17 protein-coding genes are annotated in these 21122 nt (G+C 68.3%); 9 read left to right on the plus strand and 8 right to left on the minus strand.

Annotation, left to right across the window (positions count from 1 at the left end):
* The first annotated feature begins 108 nt into the window (after positions 1-108).
* Positions 109-978: a reverse transcriptase family protein gene (locus OHS59_RS24870; protein ID WP_328499342.1), complete on the plus strand. Its 870-nt coding sequence runs from the start codon at positions 109-111 to the stop codon at positions 976-978.
* A 74-nt stretch (positions 979-1052) separates the two neighbouring features.
* Here the strand turns inward: OHS59_RS24870 and OHS59_RS24875 are convergent, their stop codons facing one another.
* Positions 1053-1607, minus strand: coding sequence for an HD domain-containing protein (locus OHS59_RS24875; protein ID WP_328495613.1), 555 nt, complete (start codon positions 1605-1607; stop codon positions 1053-1055).
* A gap of 10 nt (positions 1608-1617) precedes the next feature.
* A complete protein-coding gene (locus OHS59_RS24880; RefSeq protein ID WP_328495614.1) occupies positions 1618-2064 on the minus strand; it encodes a GntR family transcriptional regulator in 447 nt (148 codons plus the stop codon).
* A 355-nt stretch (positions 2065-2419) separates the two neighbouring features.
* Between OHS59_RS24880 and OHS59_RS24885 the strand changes: the two genes are divergently transcribed.
* Positions 2420-3031 carry an AAA family ATPase gene (locus OHS59_RS24885; protein ID WP_328495615.1) on the plus strand — a complete coding sequence of 204 codons (612 nt, stop codon included), beginning with the start codon at positions 2420-2422 and terminating at the stop codon, positions 3029-3031.
* Between the two features lie 91 nt (positions 3032-3122).
* Here the strand turns inward: OHS59_RS24885 and OHS59_RS24890 are convergent, their stop codons facing one another.
* Both OHS59_RS24890 and OHS59_RS24895 read right to left on the minus strand, forming a co-directional pair.
* The gene (locus OHS59_RS24890) at positions 3123-4325 is read right to left on the minus strand and encodes a helix-turn-helix domain-containing protein (RefSeq protein WP_328499343.1); all 1203 of its coding nucleotides are present in this window, start codon (positions 4323-4325) and stop codon (positions 3123-3125) included.
* Positions 4237-4932: a hypothetical protein gene (locus tag OHS59_RS24895; protein WP_328495616.1), complete on the minus strand. Its 696-nt coding sequence runs from the start codon at positions 4930-4932 to the stop codon at positions 4237-4239. Before OHS59_RS24895 ends, OHS59_RS24890 begins: the two co-directional genes overlap by 89 nt.
* 490 nt (positions 4933-5422) lie before the next feature.
* Between OHS59_RS24895 and OHS59_RS24900 the strand changes: the two genes are divergently transcribed.
* The 4 genes from OHS59_RS24900 (at position 5423) to OHS59_RS24915 (ending at position 10234) form a co-directional block, all read left to right on the plus strand.
* Positions 5423-6631: an MrcB family domain-containing protein gene (locus tag OHS59_RS24900; protein ID WP_328495617.1), complete on the plus strand. Its 1209-nt coding sequence runs from the start codon at positions 5423-5425 to the stop codon at positions 6629-6631.
* Between the two features lie 113 nt (positions 6632-6744).
* Entirely contained in the window at positions 6745-7833 is a 1089-nt protein-coding gene (locus tag OHS59_RS24905) for a DNA cytosine methyltransferase (RefSeq protein WP_328495618.1), read from the plus strand.
* Between the two features lie 78 nt (positions 7834-7911).
* A complete protein-coding gene (locus OHS59_RS24910) occupies positions 7912-9162 on the plus strand; it encodes a NaeI family type II restriction endonuclease (protein ID WP_328495619.1) in 1251 nt (416 codons plus the stop codon).
* A gap of 619 nt (positions 9163-9781) precedes the next feature.
* Positions 9782-10234 carry a histone deacetylase gene (locus tag OHS59_RS24915; RefSeq protein WP_328495620.1) on the plus strand — a complete coding sequence of 151 codons (453 nt, stop codon included), beginning with the start codon at positions 9782-9784 and terminating at the stop codon, positions 10232-10234.
* A 90-nt stretch (positions 10235-10324) separates the two neighbouring features.
* Here the strand turns inward: OHS59_RS24915 and OHS59_RS24920 are convergent, their stop codons facing one another.
* A complete protein-coding gene (locus OHS59_RS24920) occupies positions 10325-11272 on the minus strand; it encodes a M56 family metallopeptidase (RefSeq protein WP_328495621.1) in 948 nt (315 codons plus the stop codon).
* 390 nt (positions 11273-11662) lie between these two features.
* On the opposite strand from OHS59_RS24920, the gene OHS59_RS24925 reads away from it, so the two are divergent.
* Both OHS59_RS24925 and OHS59_RS24930 read left to right on the plus strand, forming a co-directional pair.
* On the plus strand, positions 11663-12559 hold the full coding sequence (locus tag OHS59_RS24925) for a glycosyltransferase family 2 protein (protein WP_328495622.1): 897 nt from the start codon (positions 11663-11665) through the stop codon (positions 12557-12559).
* A 426-nt stretch (positions 12560-12985) separates the two neighbouring features.
* On the plus strand, positions 12986-16387 hold the full coding sequence (locus OHS59_RS24930) for a BTAD domain-containing putative transcriptional regulator (RefSeq protein WP_443061646.1): 3402 nt from the start codon (positions 12986-12988) through the stop codon (positions 16385-16387).
* Between the two features lie 105 nt (positions 16388-16492).
* Here the strand turns inward: OHS59_RS24930 and OHS59_RS24935 are convergent, their stop codons facing one another.
* Positions 16493-18226, minus strand: a complete 1734-nt coding sequence (locus tag OHS59_RS24935; protein WP_328495623.1) for a bifunctional 3'-5' exonuclease/DNA polymerase — start codon at positions 18224-18226, stop codon at positions 16493-16495.
* 79 nt (positions 18227-18305) lie between these two features.
* Positions 18306-19049, minus strand: a complete 744-nt coding sequence (locus OHS59_RS24940; RefSeq protein ID WP_328495624.1) for a Clp protease N-terminal domain-containing protein — start codon at positions 19047-19049, stop codon at positions 18306-18308.
* 181 nt (positions 19050-19230) lie between these two features.
* Here OHS59_RS24940 and OHS59_RS24945 point away from each other — a divergent pair, with 181 nt between their 5' ends.
* Complete coding sequence (locus OHS59_RS24945; RefSeq protein ID WP_328495625.1) at positions 19231-20403, plus strand: DUF2786 domain-containing protein; 1173 nt, start codon at positions 19231-19233, stop codon at positions 20401-20403.
* 83 nt (positions 20404-20486) lie between these two features.
* On the opposite strand, the gene OHS59_RS24950 is transcribed toward OHS59_RS24945, so the two are convergent.
* A complete protein-coding gene (locus tag OHS59_RS24950; protein WP_328495626.1) occupies positions 20487-21041 on the minus strand; it encodes a DUF4232 domain-containing protein in 555 nt (184 codons plus the stop codon).
* Between the last annotated feature and the right edge of the window lie 81 nt (positions 21042-21122).

A 21122-nucleotide genomic window follows, 5' to 3' on the forward strand; every position in this document is an offset into this window, starting at 1 on the left:
GTTCCAGTGCCCTACTCGGTTGATCAACTGGCTGAGCAAGCTGGCTTATCGCTTGAAAATCTTGAGTGGCTAGCCGCCCACATCCCTGCGGGCGATGGGCTTTTGTATGTGCAGCGAAGGCACCGTAAGAGGCACGGCGGAATCCGAGAAGTAGTCGAGCTGAAGCCGCCCTTCAATGCCGTTAGCAAGAATTTGCATCGGAGCTTTACGGATCGGTTCTCGTACGAAGTTCCCGACCATGTTCACGGATTTATTCGTGGGCGCTCCACGATCAGTAATGCTAGCCAGCACCTTGCGAAGAGGTGCGTGTTGCGCATGGACCTTGAGGATTTTTTTCCGTCCATTGGCGCCGCAACAGTAAGGGCTTCATTGCGAGAGCAAGGCTATGAAGAGAAAGCCGTGGAGCTTGCTGTAAGTCTCGTTACTATCGGTGGCAAGCTGCCAATTGGGCTTAGTACGTCGCCCCTCTTCTCTAATTTGTCTTTCCGAAGTACGGACCACTCCCTTGCCGAGTATGCGCGGTCGGAGGGGCTATCTTTTACGCGCTATGTAGACGATCTCACCTTTTCTGGAGACGTCACTGACCGTCACTCAGTAGATATCGCTCGCATTCTTGATGAGGCTGGCTGGTCGGTAAATACGCGCAAGACCGCTTTCATGCGCCGTGGGGGTCCGCAGTATGTTACCGGTTTGTATGTCGGAGAACCGGGTGGGCCGAGGATTCCACGCAGCCTAAAGCGTAGGATGCGGTGGATTTCATACATCATCTCGAAATTCGGCTACGACGTCTACATGGCCGATTTTGGCGGAGAGGCTGACGGGATGTACCCGCGTCGGCTGTTGGGCTGGGCGCGCTATATCGCCGCAGTCGAGCCTGACGTGGGCTACCCGCTACTGCGAGCTTTCACTGGACTGGCTCTAGAGGAAGACGCAGAAGATCTAGATGGGTACGAAGAGGATCTAAACGACATGTCCTAGAAGTAGGCCATTCTCGGCATGGCCGACTCAGCAACCCTGCTTTCAACGATTAACTTACGCCGTACGACACAGCTCTAAGAACGGGCCGCTTGGAGCTGAGCGCGAACACGGGATGTCGCCGCGTGGATTTCTGGCGCCGCACGTTGAATGAAGCGACCAACGAGCGTGTCAGGGCCGTATCGGTTCACGATCTCCCCGACACGTGCCTCGGAGTCGGTGGGTGTGCCGTCCGGGGTGGTGGTCATATCGCAGTACACCAGGGCGTCAACCAGCTCCGAGCATTCCAATTGGAACTCAGCCTCAAGGTCGTGCCGAAGACCGCGTTCCTCGGCTTCCAGCAGTGCGCAGGAGTGGTGCGCTACCAGATTCACCACACGCTCGTCGGCGTGCTCCTTGCGAAGGAATCGCGCGCCGTCTAGTGGGTGGAAGCCTGTGTCGACGAGCTTCGGGGCGTAGCCGATGTCGTGGAGGAACGCTGCTGCCTCCAACAGGTCAGCATCGGCCTCGGGCAGGATCGGGCGCAACTCGCGGGCGCGTCGCGCCACACCCTGGACATGGGCCCAGCGTCGTGGCAGCGGTTCAGCCAGAACGGACTCGGAGAGGTCGTGCGCCCACTTCGTGAGAGACATGTGGTTCACCTTACGAATCAGGCCGTGGCTCGGGGAGAGCGCGTACAAGCCGAGGCTTGCCCGGCTGGGACTCCAGGAGGCCGCGCCCCTGCAACTGCCCGAGGGCGGCACGCAGGGCTACGCGGGAGACATTGAAGCGCTGGCACAGCTTGGCTTCGGAGAGGAATGGCCCCCCAACTGCCGTCTCGGCGCGCATCAAGTCTTCGATCCGCTCCACAAGCGTCCGCCGATCCGCGCCAGGCACAGCACGGCGCCACCCTGCGCCGTGCTGTGCCTCGATGAGGCCCTCTTCTTTGAGCGTGCGAAGGGCGCGGCGCACCGTGCCGCGGGACACGTTAAATTCGGCGATCAACTCGGTCTCGGAGGGAAGACGCTCCGGAGCGCCGTCCTCAGACAGTTGTGTGCGCAAGGCGTCCGCGATCACCAGGTAGGTTCCGCGCCGGCTCGGCTCAGCCACTCTCTCCCCCTCGTCCTTTGAGGTCACCCCGTCAGGGTGACACACAGGGCTTCGCGATCTGAGTCCTACGTTCTGGCTACTCGTGGGCCATATCTGCGGCCGGTAAGGGCTCGGGGAACCCTGACGGACATCAACCAGGCCGGACGGCTGCAACCAGTCTCAGTTCTAGTCTCGATTGCTGCTCAATCCAGTGCAGTCCACGGGCGTCCGTGAACGTTCGTCACATCGTCTGACCTGCGATGCGAACCGACCGTTGGATGTCCCTGGACCGCAGTGGAACAAGCCCAGACAGCTCGTAAGTGTGCTGGAAGACCGCCTAGGAGAACTGCTCGTAGCGCGCAGAGCTAGCACAATCATGCTCGAAGCCGAAGCAGAGATAGAAGCCATCACCCAGACCTTCATGAGACCGCCGATGCCTCCACGCCCACCCTTCTGCGTCCTGATGGCCGGACTTCCCGGCTCAGGCAAAACCACGCTCTCCCGCACCCTCACAGCGCGTGGGTTCGTGCGACTCTGCCCAGATGAGGAGATGTACCGTCGGCACGGCGTGTACGGCGTGGACTTTCCTCGGGGCACCTTTCCCACCCTGGAGAAGCCGGTACTCGAAGACGTGGCGGATCAACTGAGTAGCCAGCTCAAGGCGGGACACGATGTGGTCGTTGACCACGGCTTTTGGACCCCGGAAGATCGGGCTAAATGGCGGGCCGTCGCTACCGACGCACGGGCTACCCCCGTACTCGTCTACCTCGCAGCCAGCCATGATGAGCTTTGGGCAAGGATCAGCAAGCGTAACGAGCTTCACAAGGACGATCCGAACTCGATTTTCTTTGCGGAGAGCGACCTTCAGCGGTACCGCGCTCGGTTTTTCGCTCCCGGGGCGGACGAACCGCACGTCTCATACGACGGTGATCCCGCCACAGTTATCGAGGCCCTGGATGGCCCCTCTCCTGGCGCCTACGAATATTAAGGAGCAGTCAACGCGGATCTACTCCGACTCAGCTCCCGCATCACAATAGGGGAGAGCGGCAGAGGAAATGCAGCGCGGGCTCGGGCTCTTACTAAACTAGCCTCAGTTGGGTCGGCCGGTTTGAAGCGTGAATTTCCTGTTCGGGTGTCGGTGATGCCATAAGGCCGAAGACCCAACTATTCAACTCCGTGATGGAGGTGTTGAGTTGATCGGCGATCTGCTGCGGCCTGATGCCGTCTACCCAAAGTGCACTGAACACCTTTTGCATAAGCATTGACGTCTCGCGTGGTGCGTCACCAGGTTCTCCCATTCTGAATCCCAGGCGACCCAATTCGATCACAGATTGGCGATACTGCCATTCTGTGATTCTGCCTAGAGACTGTAGGCGATACGTCAACGCCAAGGCCGAGACATTCCAGTGCCTCCTCGACCTGATGATTTGATCAGTCGTGGGACTGTCTGGAATTCGTGCCGCAATGCTACGTCGAGGCATTAGGAAGGTGGAGGCAAATTCGTCCGCTTCCTTTTCAGCTGCTCGCGTCCTCACTCCGGCCTCGTCGTCGCAGTGCATCATGAGGTGCCCGAGTTCATGGGCAACGTCAAACCGGCTACGAGCTGCGGACTTCAGTGTGTTGAGAAAGATGTACGGCCGACCGTCACGCCAGAATGAAAACGCATCGACTTCTTTATATTCCGGCGCCAGTGAAAATACGCGAACTCCGTGAGCTTCGACCAGGTGAATCATGTTCCTAATGGAATCACTTTCACCCATATCCCAAGCGGAACGCAGATAATCGACGTTAAGCTCCGGAGACATTTTTCTTCCTGGGGTCGGAATGTGCGGAGCTGGGAGGTTAAATAGATCGTCCATCCAGTGACTAAATTCCACTGCTAGACGTGATTCCGACAGTGCCGCATCTCGAATATAGGCTGACAGCTTGCTTCGGGCCCGAAAGCTTACCGATGCTGGATCGATCTCATCGATCTCAGAGGCAGAAAAGAATGACAGCGGAAAGCTTAGAACCTCTGCGATTTTCTCTAGGGTGTGTGGCGACGGTTGCTGGCGATCGTGTTCGTAATTCGAGATGCTTTGGCTGCTCACGCCAACCTGATTTCCAAGCTCGACAAGTGTCATGCCGCGACGCTTGCGAGCTAGTGTCAACCGGGATGGCGTGAACATTGGGGGTTCCTTTCCTTCCAGATCGTTAGGGCTTTCGCTTCTCGACTGGAAATTCAGCGGGCGGGCCGAACCCGTCGTTCGGATCGCTGCCGATGGTGTCGAACTCGTCGCCATCGACTGAATACGGAGTTGGTGGGAGGATGCGGTCATACCAGTCCTTCACGTACCCCTTGGCGTTCAGGCGCTCGGGCAGTGAGACTTCATGCCGGATCTCCTTCTTCTTTTGATCAAAGTAGACCAACATGAGCCAGAGGTTGTAGCCGGCCAGCTCGTCTGTCGCTTCCTCTACCTGGAAGGCGGATCGGTCAAGAAGGGCAACCTGCCCAAGTGGCACATTGCGCTCCACCAGCTTCTTGGTGAGCTCGCCCTTGGGGTAGCGGGAGCTGGGCTGTAGCCTCCCAGACCTCTGGCCAGTCAGCGGACTACCACTCGCCACGCCAAGGGCTACCCGGGTGCGAGAGTTGAGCATGATCGGCAGGACGCCGGCCAGGTTCACACGTCGCCAATCCCCCTCGCCGTCCAGTTGGCGGCTCAGGCTCGTAACGAGCCCGTTGTACGCGTAGATGCCGGGAGCGATCTTGGCTGCGTGATCCTTCGAGCACAGTCCGCGTTCCGTGTTGCTCGCTCCAAGCGCTTGACGCAGCACGTCACCCCGCAGACCGAGAGTGGTGACCCGAGCCTCGTATCCGGCATGGGCCTCTGCTGCTACCGATTCGATCATCCCGCCTCCAGACTTAGGGAATCCGGCCCTCGGATGAGGGCTCGAATCAATAAGCCAGCCTACAGGGGTGCACTGACAGTCGTGCCGGGAAGCGACGAGGGGGCGTTAGCGCGGTTCGAGGGCGCGGCAGGGTGGCGGAAGTGGCGCTCGCCTACGGATCAACGGGTCACTGCGGAGCACCATCACGGACTACGATTCGCGCCCTCGGGCCCCTTGCTCATTCTCAACCGCAGTCTCATCCGTGGAAGTTCATGCTTGTTCAGAGTGGTGCCAACGGAGGGTGCCATGCAGGAACCGAACGGTCCTGAACCACCAGGAACGGCAACCAGCAGACTTGAAAACCGGCGTGATGAGTTTGCGGCGGTCGACAGCGCGAGGCGTTCGATCCGCAGTGGCGCGAGCTGCGACCAGTGCCCGCCGGCGGCCGACCCCAGAGCCGCCCCGTGCAGGTGGAGCTGTGTTGTCAGAGGCCAGGTCTACGCTGCGGCGCGTGAATGATCTTCTGAGCAAGGTTCTTGAGCTTCAGCCATCGTGGACGGCCGCGAACACAGAGGAAATGAAGGCGCGGGGCGTCGTCATCAGGCAAGAGCTCCCAGAGTTTCTTCGGACGCATGGGCCTGCCCTGGCAGACGCCCTGGGCACACCACACGACAACCTGGGTGTTGAGGGACGGGACGCGACGGGGCTCAAGACTGAGATCCCGTGGGTCCGCGTCTTCGGTCGTGAACAGTCGCCGAGGGCCACGACCGGTTGGTATGTGGTCTACCTGTTCAGCGCGGGGGGTGACCGCGTCTACCTGTCCCTGAACCAAGGGACGACCGTGTGGAACGGGGGCGACTTCAAGGCGCGCAAGGCCGAGGACCTCAGGGCTCGGGTTGGGTGGGCCCGTCCGATCCTCGCCGACCAGGTAGCTGGCCGGCCGGAACTCCATGATGAGATCCAACTCGATGCAACCCGTCCGCTTGGCCGCGGCTATGGACCGGGGAACGTACTCGCCTTCGAGTACTCCCGCGATGCGCTGCCTTCGCAGGCCGTTCTGATCGACGATCTGCGGTACATGCTCGGCTTGCTTCGCACAATCTATGAAGCTGAGCGCTTGGCCCCGCACATCCCGGGCGACCCGGCTCCCGAGGTGCTGGAAGCCGAGCGCACTGCTGCCATCGCGGCGGGGCGACGCACCCGCAGGGCCGCGCGTCCCATGCGGTCCGGCCAGGGCTTCCGACTCACCGCAGGGGAGCGGAGCGCGATCGAGAGCCACAGCGTGGCTGCGGCGACGGCGTACTTCGAGGCGCAGGGCTGGAACGTTAAGGACGTCGGCAATCGGGAGTCCTTCGACCTTGAGTTGAAGCGGGGCGAGGAGGTTCTACGCGTGGAGGTCAAGGGAACGACCTCGGCTGGCCACGATGTCATCCTGACCAGGGCCGAGGTGGAGAAACAGAGGCGGTACTACCCGGCAAATGCGTTGGTCGTCGTCCACTCCATCGTCCTCGATCGCACCGCGGCAGAACCGGTCGCCTCAGGTGGAGTGCTTCACTGCACGTCGCCTTGGGAGATCGCGGACGAGGACTTGACGGTGATCTCTTACGCGTATCGCACCGCAGTGGGTGACGGGGAAGTGAGCCAGAGCGTCCAGAGCGCCATGAACGTTCTCGCGAGCGGGTCTCGAAGCGCCGAGCCGAACGAGTCCGTGATCCCGTAAGAGCGCGGGAGAGTCGCGCAGCACTTGGTTGTCAGTGGTCACAGGTACGCTCGCACAGCGCTGCACCGCAAAGTGCGGCCGTTCGACCGCCACCCTGAGGCTCTGGAGATCGCGTGCAGCCAGTCAAGATCGTCGACTTGTTCGCCGGACCTGGTGGTGTGGACGTGGCTGCGGAGAAATTGGGAGTGCCCACTGTCGGCGTTGAATGGGATGCCGACGCCTGCGAGACCCGTCGCGCTGCTGGCCTGGGCACAGTCCAGGGCGACGTGCGGCAGTACGGTCCGGCCGATTTTCCTGAGGCAGACGTGCTGGCCGGCGGGCCGCCGTGCCAGACCTTTACGGTCGCAGGCAGCGGGGCGGGCCGTAAGGCCCTGGATGACGTACTCAAATTCGTCGACCGCATGACTGCTCGGGTCGACCGCGAGCAGATCGTTAGCGATCTCGCGAACCTGGATGACGAGCGGACTGGCCTCGTACTGGAACCCCTCCGATGGATCTTGGAAGCCATCGACGTACAGAAGAAGCCCTACGAGGCAATCGTCTTGGAGCAGGTGCCGGCGGTGCTCCCGGTGTGGGAGGCGTACGCCCGAGCCCTCCAGAACGAGGGTTACTCGGTTGACTTCGGACTCCTACTCACGGAGGCCTACGGCGTTCCGCAGACGCGGAAGCGGGCCGTACTGGTCGCGCGCAGGGGGGAGCACGACGTGAAGCTGCCCGCCTCTACCCATAGGACCTACCGCAAGGGGGTTCCACGAGATGCTGGCGATGCGTCGAAGGAGCCGTGGCGCACCATGGGCGACGTGATCGAGCGAGGAACGCCCTTTGAGGTCATCTCGAACTACGGAACGGGTGGCGACCCGAAGCTGCGTGGGCGCAGGACCTCATCCCAGCCCTCTGCCACCGTGACTGGCAAGATCCGCCGAAACCGTGTCGTCTCCCTCGACGGGGCTGAACTAGATCGGTTCAATCATTCCGAAGCGGGACGTCTGCAGACCTTTCCTGCCGACTACCCATGGTCCGGTCGCGACATCGGGCAGCAGATCGGGAACGCCGTTCCGCCACGCCTGGCGATGCATGTACTGAGTGCCGCCTTCGGCTGGTCTGCTCCGAGTGAGGACCTGCTGGCGAAGCTTGATTTGTGGCACCGACTGCCAGTGCAGGTCCCGTCTGCGGCTTACGACGAGGTGCTCGTCCGGGCCTGACGCTTGGGCGTCCTCCTCGAAGCCCGTCGAGGAGGGTTCGTCGAACCCGGCTGAGTGTCTGCTGTCAGACTTCAGCACGTGACGATACAAGAGGGTCTGTGGTTGCCTGAGGACGCTGCTCAGGTTGGCATGCAGGATTCGCGTGCGTTGGCGGCGAGGCACTCGCGCCGCAATTCCTACCGCACTTGGGATCTCCCGACCGAGCCCATGAGCAGGGTGCCGCGTGAGTGGCGGATCGGGTCCGGTATTAGGCAACCAGTCCCCGATGACCTCGCGCCGTTCGTGGAGTGGTTCTACAGTCAGCCGGAGGCCCGTGAGCGCTTTCGATGGGCGCTCCGCGACTCCCTCGACGAGTTGCTTGATGGCCAGCGGACTGGGCGCTGGGCGTACCAGCACCTGACGAAAACCGAGAAGACGTATCTCGGCACGGCCGTCGAGGTGAACCTCACCAAGGAGTTCGCTATTGACAATGGCGCAGACCTCGACTGGTCCGTCGCCGGAGTCGACATCGACTGCAAGTTCTCCAAGGATCTTGGCGGTTGGGAGATCCCGATGGAGATGTATCTGTGCGCGGACCACGGCGAGCGGAGTGGCCGTGCCGACCATGCTGCAGTCGTGATCTGGATTGACGACGACACGAGCCGGTGGGCCGCTGGCATAGTGCGGATCACCGACGCGCGCCTGCGTTGGAAGAGAGCGCCGGGTGCAAACGGCGAACTCGTCCGCGCCTACAACCGAGACAACAAGCGCAAGCTCTCCGACAGCGCCAAGTCCGCGGTCTACTGGCTCTGGGGTGGGCTCCAGAGGGATCTGCCGACTAACCTGCTCCGTCACCTGGATTCCGCAACACGCGAGCGGATTCTCACTGCCCGACTGCCGGGCCGCCGATCCTCGTCGGGGCAGCAGCGTGTGAACCAGTTGTTCCGCGATGTGCAAGACCGGCTCATTGGACGTCAGGCCGTGTTGACCGTCGGCCAGCAGGACGACGCGCCGAAGCGTGCCCGCGACGCCCGGATAAAGCTGCGCCCGGAGGGCATTGTCGTTCTTGGCCACCAAGGATCACACCCACACGCCGCCCGTGTGCTCGGGTTGCCGGGACCGACCAAGGGTGAGTGGATCTCCACCAGCCTCGTTCCTGTTTCATCTGACGATGACCGACCGAAGTTCTCTCTGGACGGCCAGTTCTGGGCCCGTGCTTACGGGGAAAAGCAGGTGCCTCCCGTTCCAGCACCCGACCTACCTGATGGCCGCGAGAGCCTTTGGGTGCACCGCTTCGGGCCCGGTTTCACGTTGCTCGGCTCTGGTCCCCCAGGTATCCCCCAGCAGTGACTGACATACGGAAAGCCGCAGGTCGCCGACGGCGGAAGTGGCCCGCTGTAAATCTGCCGTCGGTTCTTCTCGGCAGCCAGGGCCAGTCTCAGTTTCAGTCTCGATTGCTGCCCAATCCGGCATGGTACGCACCCGTCCACGGACGTCCGGCACGTTGCCTGACCTGCATGGCGAACTCATTGCCGGACGTCCCCGGACCACTACGGAACAAGGCCGGACAGCTCGTAATGCGTAGGTCTCGGGTTCGAATCCCGAAGGCGGCTCTGTGGAAGCCCCAGGATTCTCACTCGCCGTGACCTGGGGCTTTTGCTATTGGTGTGGGCGCGGGCCGCGCGAGGGGCTTGACGCGGGTGCGCGGCTTGCGGTCGGCCCCCGTTGCGTGAGCGGGTTCTGCGGGAGCATGTAGCGCGTGAAGGCCTTGCGAGCTGTCGACCCGGTCCTGCCGGATGATCTTCGGCCCGAGTGTGTCTGGTACGCGTCCTACGGGTCCAACATGCACTTGGAGCGTCTTCGGTTCTACATCCAGGGGGGCCGGCCGCCCGGTACGGCGATGACTTGTCCCGGTTGCCGAGATCCGAGGATGCCCCGCAGGTCGATCCCGGTCGAGCTCGCGGGCGCCGTGTACTTCGCGACCGAATCGCTGGTCTGGGGAGGCGGGAGGGCGTTCTACGACCCGGGAGCCGAAGGCCGGGTGTTGGCGAGAGCGCATCTGGTGACGGCGGGCCAGTTCTCGGACATCGCGGCTCAGGAGATGTACAGGGAGCCGGGGACGGAGATTGATTTCGCCGAAGCGCTGACCTGCGGATCGGCGGCTTTGGGGTCGGGGCGGTACGAGACCCTGGTCTGTGCCGGTCAGGTGGACGGGCTGCCGGTGTTGACCTTCACCGCCCCTTGGAGCATGCGGGACGTTCCGTGGAACCCTCCCTCGTCGGCTTACGTGCGCCATTTGGCCGCGGGGTTGCTCTCGGCCGGTGCGTGGGACATCGAAGCGGTTGCTTCGTACGTCGCGGCTTGCCCGGGGGCGGCGGAGCACTGGTCGGAGCGGGCGCTCACTGAGCTGTTGCAGGGGTGAGCCCCCCGCACGGCGCTCGAACCGTACGGGCTCGACACCCGCGGTCCTCGGAGAACTCCGGCAGCGGGCGGGCGGTAGGTGTCGCCGGCTTTAGGAGGTCAGGGTCGTCAGGGCCGGGCCGAAGGCGATCAGCAGCGGGAGCAGTGGGGCCAGCGCGGCGGCCGTCGTGGTGCTTCGGCGGTGGGTCCGGGTGAGGCGGGGCGGCGGGTCCAGGAGGCGTTCCACGCGCTGGTGGAGCAGGGGCCTGGGGGTGGCGCAGGACAGGACGCCACGGTGCTGGTTGAGCTCGATCAGGGCCAGCGCCGTGGTCAGGTGACCGCAGCGGCGCGAGGCCGTGTCGTCGGCGGAGAGTTCGACGAGGCGGTGCGTCTGGTCGCGGAAGTGGCTGAATACCGGGACACCCGGGAAGCCGTCGGCCAGCGCCTGCGAGAAGTGCAGGAGCCAGTCGTGGCGGGCGCGCGCGTGACCGAGTTCGTGGGCCTGGATGGCGTCCAGCTGATGGTCGGTGAGGCGCTGCAGGGCGCCCGTGGTGACGACGAGCTGGGACGGGTTGCCCGGCATCCACCACGCGTCCGGATACTCGTCCTCCAGCACGAGGAGCGGGCCGCGGGCGGCGGGGAGGCCGGCCGGCAGCTCGGGGGCGCGTTCGCGCAGGTGCTCACGGCGCAGGCGGCTGCGCCTGCGCGCCTCCGTCACCTCACGGGCGAGCATGGCCGTGGTCCAGGCGGCGCCGCCGGCCAGCAGCAGCGTCAGGGCGGTGGTCCAGGGCGGGGCGGCGGCCAGGTCGTACGCCGCGGTGACGGCGGGCGGCGCGGGCGCGAAGACATGCGCGCGGACCGTGTGGAAGACGGCGGAGGCGCTGAGCACGAGTGACGTCAGACAGCACAGCAGGACCGTGGCGACCAGGCACTGCCAGACCCACAGCGCGAGTACGGGCTCCCGCTCGGGCCAGGAGGCGCCGGTCAGGACGCGGGGGACCACGACCGCGGCGGTCAGGGCGACGGCCGCCATCAGCATCAGGGAGACGGAAACGGTCATGTCGTGGGCCCCTTCCCTTCCCCTCGGTCCCGCCGGTCACGCCGGTGCTGTCCGGTGACCTCGGCGTCCTGGCGTCTCGGCGACCTGCGGTCCGTGCGGTCGCCGGAAGCGGGTCATGGACACGCTACCCGTCGGCGGGCCCCCTGGGGCACCTCGTGCGGCGTGACGCCCCCGACGCGACGCCCCGACGCCCCGGCATGACGCCCCGGCGTCACACCCGACGCGACGCCCCCGGTGTGACGCCCCGACCCGCGGCCGCGCAGGCCGGCGTCGCGACACCCTTAAGGCGCTGCGTACTTGAGGAGTCCATACCGTGAACGGCTAGCATCGCTCTCTGATTGTCCGACGAGGTCGAGATCGGGCGACGAGGCCGGGATCGGGGTGGGCGTCATGTCGGTGGGACCGCGGATCGCGGTGGCCGTGGTGACGATGGGCACGCGGCCCCAGGAGGTCGACGCGCTGCTCGCGTCGGTGGCCAAGCAGGACGTCGCACCCGCGCGGATCGTGATCGTCGGGAACGGCTCTCCGCTGCCGGAGTTCGCCGAGCGGCTGGGCCTGCCCGGTGAGGTCACCGCCATCGAGGTCGACGAGAACCTCGGCTGCCCGGGCGGCCGCAACGTCGCACTGCGGCGGCTGCGGGAGTTCGGGGACGTGGACGTCGTCGTCGAACTGGACGACGACGGGCTGCTCGTCGACCCCGATGTCCTGCGCACGGTTCGGGACTTGTACGCCGCCGAGCCGCGCCTGGGCATCGTCGGATTCCGTATCGCCGACGAGAACGGCGAGACCCAGCGGCGGCACGTACCCAGGCTCGGCGCCAAGGACCCCATGCGGGGCGGCGAGGTGACCTGCTTCCTCGGCGGCGGCCACGCCCTCTCCATGGAGATGCTCGCGCAGACCGGTGACTGGCCCGCCGAGTTCTTCTTCGCGCACGAGGAGACCGACCTGGCGTGGCGGGCCGCCGACGCCGGCTGGACCATCCGGTACGAGCCCGAGCTGCTGCTCCAGCATCCGAAGACGTCACCCGCCCGGCACGCCATCTACCACCGCGTCACCGCCCGCAATCGCGTCTGGCTGGTCAGGCGCCGGCTGCCGCTTCCGCTCATCCCCGTCCACCTGGCGGTCTGGATCGCGCTGACCCTCGTACGGACCCGGTCCGTCGGTGGGCTGCGGGCGTGGTTCGGCGGTTTCGTGGAGGGGCTGAGGGTGTCGGCAGGGGAGCGCCGGCCGATGCGCTGGAAGACCGTGTGGCGGCTCACGCGGCTGGGGCGACCGCCGGTCATCTGAGGCGGCCTGAGCCCGGGGGACCGCCGGAGCCCGGGGGCCGCCGCAGCCCGGGGATGGTCCGCTTCCCGCCCGGGACGCGGATGCCTCACGTGGATTCCTCACACGTGTGCCTCACGTGGATTCCTCAAGTGTGTGCCGCGGGACTTTCGGACCCGGTCGCGACGGCGACACTCCCCCGAGTCGCGGCGACCTACGACGCCTACCGCGTACCGGAACGACCGGATCCGAAGTGGTGATCAAATCAGGCCACGCCAACCGATCGCTAACATGGGACGAACGGTGCGGCGGGGCACGGAGTTCCGCCCGAGGGCATGCGGAACGTCGGATTCCGGCCGCCCGGCGCCGCCGACGGGAAGAGGCGAACAGGTGGGCGGCGGGAAGCGGTCGGAACGGGAGACCGGTCTGCCCGGCACGCCCACGTCCGAGGTGGCACCCCTTTCGGTCGAGGCCCTGCCCGCGGGCTCGTGTCGGCTGCGCTTCGGGCTGCTCGGGCCGACGGTCGTGTACGACGCCGACGGCGTCCCCCGGCCGGTCAGCAGCGCCAAGGGGCGCGTCCTGCTCACCGCGCTGCTCCTGGAACCGGGCCGGGTCGTCTCCGTGCACCTGCTCAAGGACGCGCTGTGGGGCAGCTTCCCGCCCGCGTCCGCGCACGCCTCGCTACAGAACCACGTGACCCGTCTGCGGCGCCTCCTGGACGACCCGGACCGTCTGAGGGCTGTCGCGCCCGGCTACCAACTGCGCGTGGCGGAAGACGAGTTGGACGTCCAGGTCTTCGAGGCCCGGGTCGTGGCAGCCCGCGCCGCACACGCACGGCGCGACTGGGGGAGGGCCTCGGCCGAGGCAGCGTCGGCGCTCGCACTGTGGCGCGGCACCCCGCTGGGCGGCTGGTCCCCGGAAGCCGGCGGGACCCACCTCGTCCAACGGCTGCGGGAGGCGCGGCTGTTCGCGCTGGAGTGCCGTTACGACGCCGAACTCGCGCTCGGCCACGGGGCGGCCGACCGGGGTGTACGGCTCTCCGGGCTCGCTCCCGAACTGGCCGCGCTGGTAGCCGAGTTCCCTCTGCGTGAGGCCTTTCACCGCCAGCTGATGCTGGTCCTGTACCGGACGGGACGCCAGGCGGAAGCCCTCGCCGTCCACCGTGACCTGCGCGGCAGGCTCGTCCGCGAACTCGGTGTGGAGCCGGGGGCCGCGGTACGGGACGCCCACCTGGAGATCCTGCGGGAGCCGGGAGGTCCGGGCGGGCCCCGGGGCGCGACCGCGGTGACCGCCACCCTCCTCCGGACGCCGTCCGTCGAGCCCGTCGAGTCCGTAGAGCGGGCCGCCGTCGGCCGAGGCGCCCGGGGGACTGCGCCGCCGCTCAGGCCTGCCACCACCACGATCCTTGCGGAAACCTTCGCCACGGCTCCGGCTCCGGTTCCGGCCCCGGTTCTGGCCCCGGCCCCGGTTCCCGCCGTGCCCCCGACCGCCCCCGCCATTCCCACGCAGGTCTCCCGGGCGGCCACGCCCGGCGCCCCTCCCGCGCCGCGGACGGAAGCCTCCCCCACCCCTTCCACCGCCGCCGTCCCGCGACCCGCCCAACTCCCCCCTGTCCCGCTCCACTTCACCGGCCGCGACGCGACCGTCCAGGCCCTGCGCGCCGCGCTCGCCCCGGCCACGCGCGCCGCAGCCGGGGACGGCCGCCCCCGGGTGGCCGTCGTCAGCGGCATGGCGGGGGTCGGGAAGAGCGCGCTGGGCCTGCGGGTGGCACACGGACTGCGGGCGGATTTCCCCGACGGCCAGCTGTACGTACGCCTGCACGGGGCGACGCCGGGCGTGCCGCCGCTCACCGCCGGGCAGGCCCTCGCCGCACTGCTCCGCGACCTCGGTGTGGAACCGCGAGGCGTGCCCGAACACCCGGACGCCGCAAGCGCGTTGCTCCGCTCCCTGCTGGCACCGACCCGCACCCTGCTGGTACTGGACGACGTCGCGAACGCCGCCCAGGTCCGCCCCCTGCTGCCCGCGGGCCCCGGCTGCGCGGTGATCGTCACCAGCCGCTCGCCCCTCACCGCGCTCGACGGCGCGACGCGCTTCCCGCTCGCGCCGCTCTCCGACGAGGAGAGCGCCGAACTCCTGCGCGCCGTCTCCGGGCGGGACGGCCTCGACGGTACGCACCCGCTCGTCGGCCTCACCGGACGGCTGCCCCTCGCGCTGCGCATCGTCGCCGCGCGCCTCGCCGCCCGCCGGGTGCTCACACCGGACGCGCTCGCCGGTCAACTGGCCGCCAGCGACGAACGGTTGCACCACCTGGAGTACGACGACCTCAGCGTGCGCCGCTCGCTCGCGGTCGCCCTCGACGCGCTGCGCGCCTCCGACCGCGAGGCCGACCGGGACGCCGCGCTGGCCCTGCGCCGGATCGGCGCGCTCGACCTGCCGACGTACGGGGTCCCGCTCCTCGCACGGCTGCTGGGCACCGGCGAACGGCGTGCGGAGGCCGCCCTCGACCGCCTCGTCGACGTCGCCCTCCTCGACGAGAGCACGTACGGCCGCTACGCCCCCCACGACCTCGTACGGGATTTCGCCCGCGAGGTCGCCCAGGTCGCCCGCGAGGTCGCCCGTGACACCTCAAGCCCGGATCCCGGTTCCACGGCGGACGTGGCGCTGCGCTGGTACATCGCCTCCGCCCGCCGGTGTGTCCCGGCTCTGACCTCTGCCGGTGTCGACCGGGACAACCGGCTCGGCGTGACCTCCGCCGAGCGGGAGCACGCGACCACCGGAGGAGACGGAGCCACCCCCTCCGGCCGACTCGCGCAGTCCGCCCCGCTCGCGCCGTCCACCCCGCTCCCGCCCTGCGTCCCGCTCCCGCCCTGTGTCCCGCTCCCGCCCTTCGGCTCGGCGGCCGAGGCCGTCGCCTGGGGCGACCGGGAGGTGGCGAACGTCGTCGCGCTCGTCGAGGGCCCGGCCACCGCCTCCCCGCTCGTCCCCGTCCTGGTCCGCGCCCTCTTCCCGTATCTGCAGCGGCGCGGCCGGCTCCGTGAACTGGCGACGCTCGGGCGGCGGGCGCTGGACGTGGCGCGGCGCCTCGGTGACGACGCCGCCGAGGCCATCGCGCTCTCCGACCTGGCCGCCCTGCACTTCATGCAGGGCCGGGCCGGCGAGGCGCTCGTCCTGACCGACCAGGCGCTCGGGCTCTGGCGCGGCCTCGGCGTCCGGTCGCGCGTCCAGCGCTGTCTGAACAACCGGGGGCTGCTGCTCGAAAGCCTGGGCCGGTACGCGGAGTGCGAGACCGCCCTGCGGGAGAGCCTCGAACTGGCGCGGGAGTCGGGCGATCCGGACGGCGAGGCCGTCGCCTACAGCAACCTCGGCAATCTGTACGAGCACAGCGACCCGCGCGCCGCCATCGAGTGGCACGAGCGGAGCCTCGCGCTCGGGGAGGCCATGGGCGACTCACGGGTCCGCGAGTCCGGGCACTGCAACATCGGGTACGCCCACCTCACGCTCGGCGAACCGGCCGGTGCGCTGGAGCACTTCGACCGTGCCCTGAGCGTCTCGGACGGGGTCGACTGGCAGAGCGGCTCGCAGACCCGGCTCGGTCTGGTGCGCGCGCTGCGCGACCTCGACCGCTCGGAGCGGGCCGCCCGGGAGTGCGCCCTGCTGCTGGAGCGGGCCGAGCGGCGCGCCGACCGCTACACCGCGGGGCTCGCCCGGCACCAGCAGGGCCTGCTGCTGCGGTCGGCGGGCCGCACCGAGGAGGCGTACGAGCAGTGGGTACTGGCCCTCGACGAACTCGACGGCACCGACAGCCCGGTGGTCGAGGAGCTGAGGGACCTGCTGCTGAGCCGGATCGGCTGACCCCCGCTCACCAGGCCAACGGGCTCACCGGGCTCACCGAGATCACCGGGCCGGCCGAAATCAGCGCTCTCACCGGACTCGGCACCCTCATCACGCTCATCACGCTCACTTCGCGTCCGCGTAGCACTTCACGACCGCCGTGGTGAACGGGAACCGCACCGGTGTCTGTCCGAACGTCAGCCGTCCCGCCTCCTCCGCCGCCTCCCGGATCGCCAGGACCACCGCGTCGGCCTCCTCCGCCGGGCAGTGCACCATCACCTCGTCGTGCTGGAAGAAGACCAGCTCGGCCGCCATGTCCCGGCAGGCGCGCCGGAGCCCGGCCAGCACCAGGAGCGTCCAGTCGGCGGCACTGCCCTGCACCACGAAGTTACGGGCGAAGCGGCCCCGGGCACGGGAGTTGCTGGACGCGTACCCGGGCACCCAGTCCTGGGCGCCCTCCTGCTCGGCGCCCTCGCCCGCACCACCCGGACCCCCTCCGCCGGTCTGCTCGCTGTCCGGGATCCCCGCCTCCTCGCCCGAGGAGTCCGACCCCGCCGCCGGTGGGCAGGTGCGGCCCAGCCAGGTCCGTACGAGGCGGCCCTCCTCGCCCGCGCGCGCCGCGTCGTCCACGTACGCCACCGCCTTGGGGAAGCGGCGGCGCAGTTGTGCGAGGTTCTTGAGGCCGTCGCCGGACGTCTGGCCGTAGACCGCGCCGAGGACGGCGAGCTTCGCCTGCGCGCGGTCGCCGGAGAAGGCCCGGTCGGAGACGGACTGGTAGAGGTCGCTCTCACGCCCCGCCACCTCCATCAGACCGGGGTCGCGGGAGATCGCGGCCAGGACGCGCGGCTCCATCTGGTCGGCGTCCGCCACGACGAGCCGCCAGCCGGGGTCGGCGACCGCGGCCCTGCGTATGACCTTGGGGATCTGCAGGGCGCCGCCGCCGTTGGTCACCCAGCGGCCGGTGACGGTGCCGCCCGCCTGGTACTCCGGTCTGAACCGCCCGTCCCGCACCCAGTCCTGGAGCCACGACCAGCCGTGGGCGACCCAGATCCGGTACAGCTTCTTGTACTCGACCAGGGGCTTCACCGCAGGGTGGTCGATGGTCTCGATCTCCCAGCGCCGTGTGGACTTCACCTTGATCCCCGCCTGCGCGAAAGCCTTGACGACATCCGCGGGCAGGTCGGGCCGGACCCGGCGGCCGAACGCCGCCGACACCTCCTCCGTCAGCTCGGCCAGCCGCCGTGGCTCGCCGCCGCCCGCGTACCGCTCGCCGAGCAGTTCGTGCAGGACCTCGCGGTGCACGTCCGTGCTCCACGGCAGCCCGGTCTCGTTCATCTCGGTCGCCACGAGCATGCCCGCCGACTCCGACGCCGTGAGCAGCCGCATCCGCTCGGGCCGCGCGGTCGCGTCATGTCTTCGCTGCTGGTCCCCGTACACCTCGATGAGCTGGGCCAGCGATACGTGGCTGCCGGGGCCGGGGCGCGGCTCGAAGAGAGAGGACTGCGAGCCGGGCTCGGCCGAACGCTGCGGAGGGTCGGGCGGTACGGGCCCGCCGCGCAGTCTCGCCAGCGCGGCGGCGGCCGAACGGGGCTCGCCGAGCCGTCCCTCGTGGCCCAGCAGGAGGGTCTCGGCGGCCTCCAGGTCGTAACACCGCTCCACCCGGACACCCTCGGCGCGCAGCCGTGGGTAGACCTCCGCCGTCGCCCGCCACACCCAGCGGGTGACGTCCGGCCGGGAGCGTACGGACTCGGCGAGGTCCGGCTCCCGCAGGAGCGGTCCGGCGGGCAGCCCGTCGGGGCCGAGGGGGGCGAGCTCGACGCCGCCGTCCTCGGCCGGCGCGAGAGCCCACCGTCCGGTCATGACGCGAGTCTCGCAGGAGGGTCTGACAACGGCCCTGAACTGCCGGTTCAGGGCCGTGATCGCGCCGGGTCATGCCCGGTCAGCGGGCCGGTCGGTCCTCCTGGAGGGACTTGCGCACCTTCTCCAGCGCCTTTGCGATGTTCGCCTCGACCGCCGTCTTGTCGACGCCGAGCCCGCTGAGGAGGCCCGCGCCGTCCTCGTGCTCCAGCAGCGCGAGCAGGATGTGCTCCGTGCCGATGTAGTTGTGGCCGAGCCGGAGGGCCTCGCGGAAGGTGAGTTCGAGGGATTTCTTGGCGTTGCTGTCGAAGGGGATGAGCGCGGGCAGGCTCTCCGCGCGCGGGGGGAGCGCGGCGGTGGCGGCCTCGCGCACGGCGTCCAGGGTGATGCCCTGCGCGGTGATCGCCTGCGCCCCGAGGCCCTCCGACTCGGCGATCAGGCCGAGGATCAGATGCTCGGTGCGGATCTGGTCGTTGCCCGCGTTCCTGGCCTCCTCCTGGGAGACCACCACCACGTTCCTGGCACGTGGCGTGTAGCGGCTGAAGCCCTGGCTCGGGTCGAGGTCCGACTCGGCCTTCGGTACGAAGCGCTTCTGCGCGGCCTGCCGGGTGACCCCCATGCTCCTGCCGATGTCCGTCCAGGAGGCGCCCGAACGCCGGGCCTGGTCCACGAAGTGCCCGATCAGATGGTCGGCCACGTCGCCGAGGTGGTCCGCGGCGATCACCGCGTCCTGGAGCTGGTCGAGAGCGTCTTCGTGGACCTTCTTGATGGCCTCGATGAGGTCGTCGAGGCGTACGGAAGTGGTGACGCGTGGATTCGTGGTCATGTGTCAACCGTAGGTTGACAGTCGAGAGGTGTCAACCTCGCGTTGACACTCGGGTCGGGTCGGTCGGGTCGGGTCTGGTCCGGGCAGGTCCGGTCGGCTCCAGCCGGGTCTGGTCGGGCCTGGCTGCTTGCCGGGTGGTCACCCGGCCGGCCACCCGTTCCACCCATGACACGATCGACGGATGAGTAGTACGTCCTCCACGGTGGAGCGCGCCTTCGCGGCCGCCCTCTACGCCGACTCCGACGCGGCCCTCGACACCGGCGCCTCCCTGCTCGCCGCCGACCCCGCCTCCGACGCCGAACTCGCCCGCCGTGGCGAGGAGTTCGTCGCGGCGGCCTGGCGGCGCGGCTGGCAGCCCGCCGACGTCGTACGCGTCGTGCGGCGCGAGCTGGACGACGTGCACGAACGCCTCGTGTCGGAGCTGGTCCTCGCCGAGGCCCGCCGGGACCGCGCGCCCCGGAGCCCGCGCTGGGCGGCGCAGCTGGAGGAGCTGGCCGCCGGGCCGGGCACACCCCGCGCGGACCGCGCGGACCGTTTCCAGTACGCGACCGCGGCCCTGGAGCTGTACCGCCTGCTGCTGCGGCTGCCCACCCTGGAGCCGCTGGACGCACACGTACCCCGCCCGTCCGGGGGCACCGCGGCCCCACGGGACACCCGCATGCTCACCCGTATCCGCGCGCTCCTCGCCAAGGCGGAGGCGACCGGCTTCCCGGAGGAGGCGGAGGCGCTGAGCGCCAAGGCGCAGGAGCTGATGGCGCGGCACAGCATCGACGGGGCGCTGCTCGCGGCGCGCACGCACGCCAAGGACGCGCCCGGCGCCTGCCGGATCGGCGTCGATCCGCCGTACGAGACCGCCAAGGCGGTCCTCCTCGATGCGGTGGCCGGGGCCAACCGGTGCCGCGCGGTGTGGATCGAGGCCCTCGGCTTCTCCACCGTCGTCGGCTTCGAGCCCGACCTGGAGGCGGTCGAACTCCTCTACACCTCGCTCCTCGTACAGGCCACGACCGCGATGACGAAGGCGGAGGCGGCCCAGCGCGCGGGCGGCAGGAAGCGTACGAAGTCCTTCCGGCAGTCCTTCCTCGCCGCGTACGCGCATCGCATCGGCGACCGGCTGGCCGACGCGGCCGAGGGGCAGGTGACCGCCACGGAGGGGGAGACGGCCGCCACGCGGGGGGAGTTGCTGCCGGTCCTCGCGGCTCGCGACGTCGCGGTCACGGAGGAGGCGGAACGCATGTTCCCGGACACCGTCACGACCCGGATGCGCGGGGTGAACGACGCGGCCGGCTGGGAGGAGGGAGCCGCGGCGGCGGACCGCGCCCAGGTGAGGGCGCGACCGCCGCTGCGCAGGCCGTAGTCGCGCCCAGGTGAGGGCACGACCGCCGCTGCGCAGGCCGTAGTCGCCCGTCCCCCCGACCGGACCGGACCGGTCCTGGTCTCCTAGTCGCCCGTCCGCTGCACCGGGGTCACCGACGCGTCGGGCTCGCCCTCGCTCCGCAGGGACACCTCGCCGTACTTCCAGGCGAAGGACAGCTCGGCGTCGGCCCCGGGCAGCTTGTACTCGACGGTCTTCACCGCGGCGGCCTTCTGGGCGTCACCTGCGGGCCCTCGGACGTACGTGATCGTGAAGCCGACCGTCTCGTCCTTCTGCACGGTCAGCTTCTCCGGCTCCGCGGACTTCTCCGGAGCGACGGACAGGGCGGTGCCGCCGGCGTCCAGGCCGACGGTGGGGAAGCCCTTCAGCGTGCAGTCGGCTCCGGAGCCGTTGGTGAGGGTGACGGAGACGGTCCCGGTGTCGCCCGCGGCCGGGGCCTCGCTCGCGACGACCTCCTGGCCGAGCTTGTCGGCCGCGCAGGCGGTCGAAGAAGCCGACGAACCGTTCTTCCCGCCGCCGGTCTTCTTGTCACCGCCGTCACCGTCGTCGCCTCCGCAGGCGGTCAGGGTCAGGGCGAGCGTCGCCGCGAGGGCGGTGACGGCGATCGGCAGGGTGCGCATGGATTTCCTCTGGCCTCAGGGTCGTACTGCTGGTGGCGATGTCGGTGGTGACAGTGACAGTGACAGTGACGGTCATGGTGA

Origin of the sequence: Streptomyces sp. NBC_00414 (genome assembly GCF_036038375.1) — a bacterium.
GTDB lineage: Bacteria > Actinomycetota > Actinomycetes > Streptomycetales > Streptomycetaceae > Streptomyces.

What these genes read in the sequence shown, in the direction of transcription:
- OHS59_RS24875 (WP_328495613.1), bottom strand. Translation starts at nt 1,607, where the DNA reads ATGTCTCTCACGAAGTGGGCGCACGACCTCTCCGAGTCCGTTCTGGCT.
- OHS59_RS24885 (WP_328495615.1), top strand. Translation starts at nt 2,420, where the DNA reads ATGCTCGAAGCCGAAGCAGAGATAGAAGCCATCACCCAGACCTTCATG.
- OHS59_RS24890 (WP_328499343.1), bottom strand. Translation starts at nt 4,325, where the DNA reads ATGGCGACGAGTTCGACACCATCGGCAGCGATCCGAACGACGGGTTCG.
- OHS59_RS24895 (WP_328495616.1), bottom strand. Translation starts at nt 4,932, where the DNA reads ATGATCGAATCGGTAGCAGCAGAGGCCCATGCCGGATACGAGGCTCGG.
- OHS59_RS24920 (WP_328495621.1), bottom strand. Translation starts at nt 11,272, where the DNA reads ATGACCGTTTCCGTCTCCCTGATGCTGATGGCGGCCGTCGCCCTGACC.
- OHS59_RS24925 (WP_328495622.1), top strand. Translation starts at nt 11,663, where the DNA reads ATGTCGGTGGGACCGCGGATCGCGGTGGCCGTGGTGACGATGGGCACG.
- OHS59_RS24935 (WP_328495623.1), bottom strand. Translation starts at nt 18,226, where the DNA reads ATGACCGGACGGTGGGCTCTCGCGCCGGCCGAGGACGGCGGCGTCGAG.
- OHS59_RS24940 (WP_328495624.1), bottom strand. Translation starts at nt 19,049, where the DNA reads ATGACCACGAATCCACGCGTCACCACTTCCGTACGCCTCGACGACCTC.
- OHS59_RS24945 (WP_328495625.1), top strand. Translation starts at nt 19,231, where the DNA reads ATGAGTAGTACGTCCTCCACGGTGGAGCGCGCCTTCGCGGCCGCCCTC.
- OHS59_RS24950 (WP_328495626.1), bottom strand. Translation starts at nt 21,041, where the DNA reads ATGCGCACCCTGCCGATCGCCGTCACCGCCCTCGCGGCGACGCTCGCC.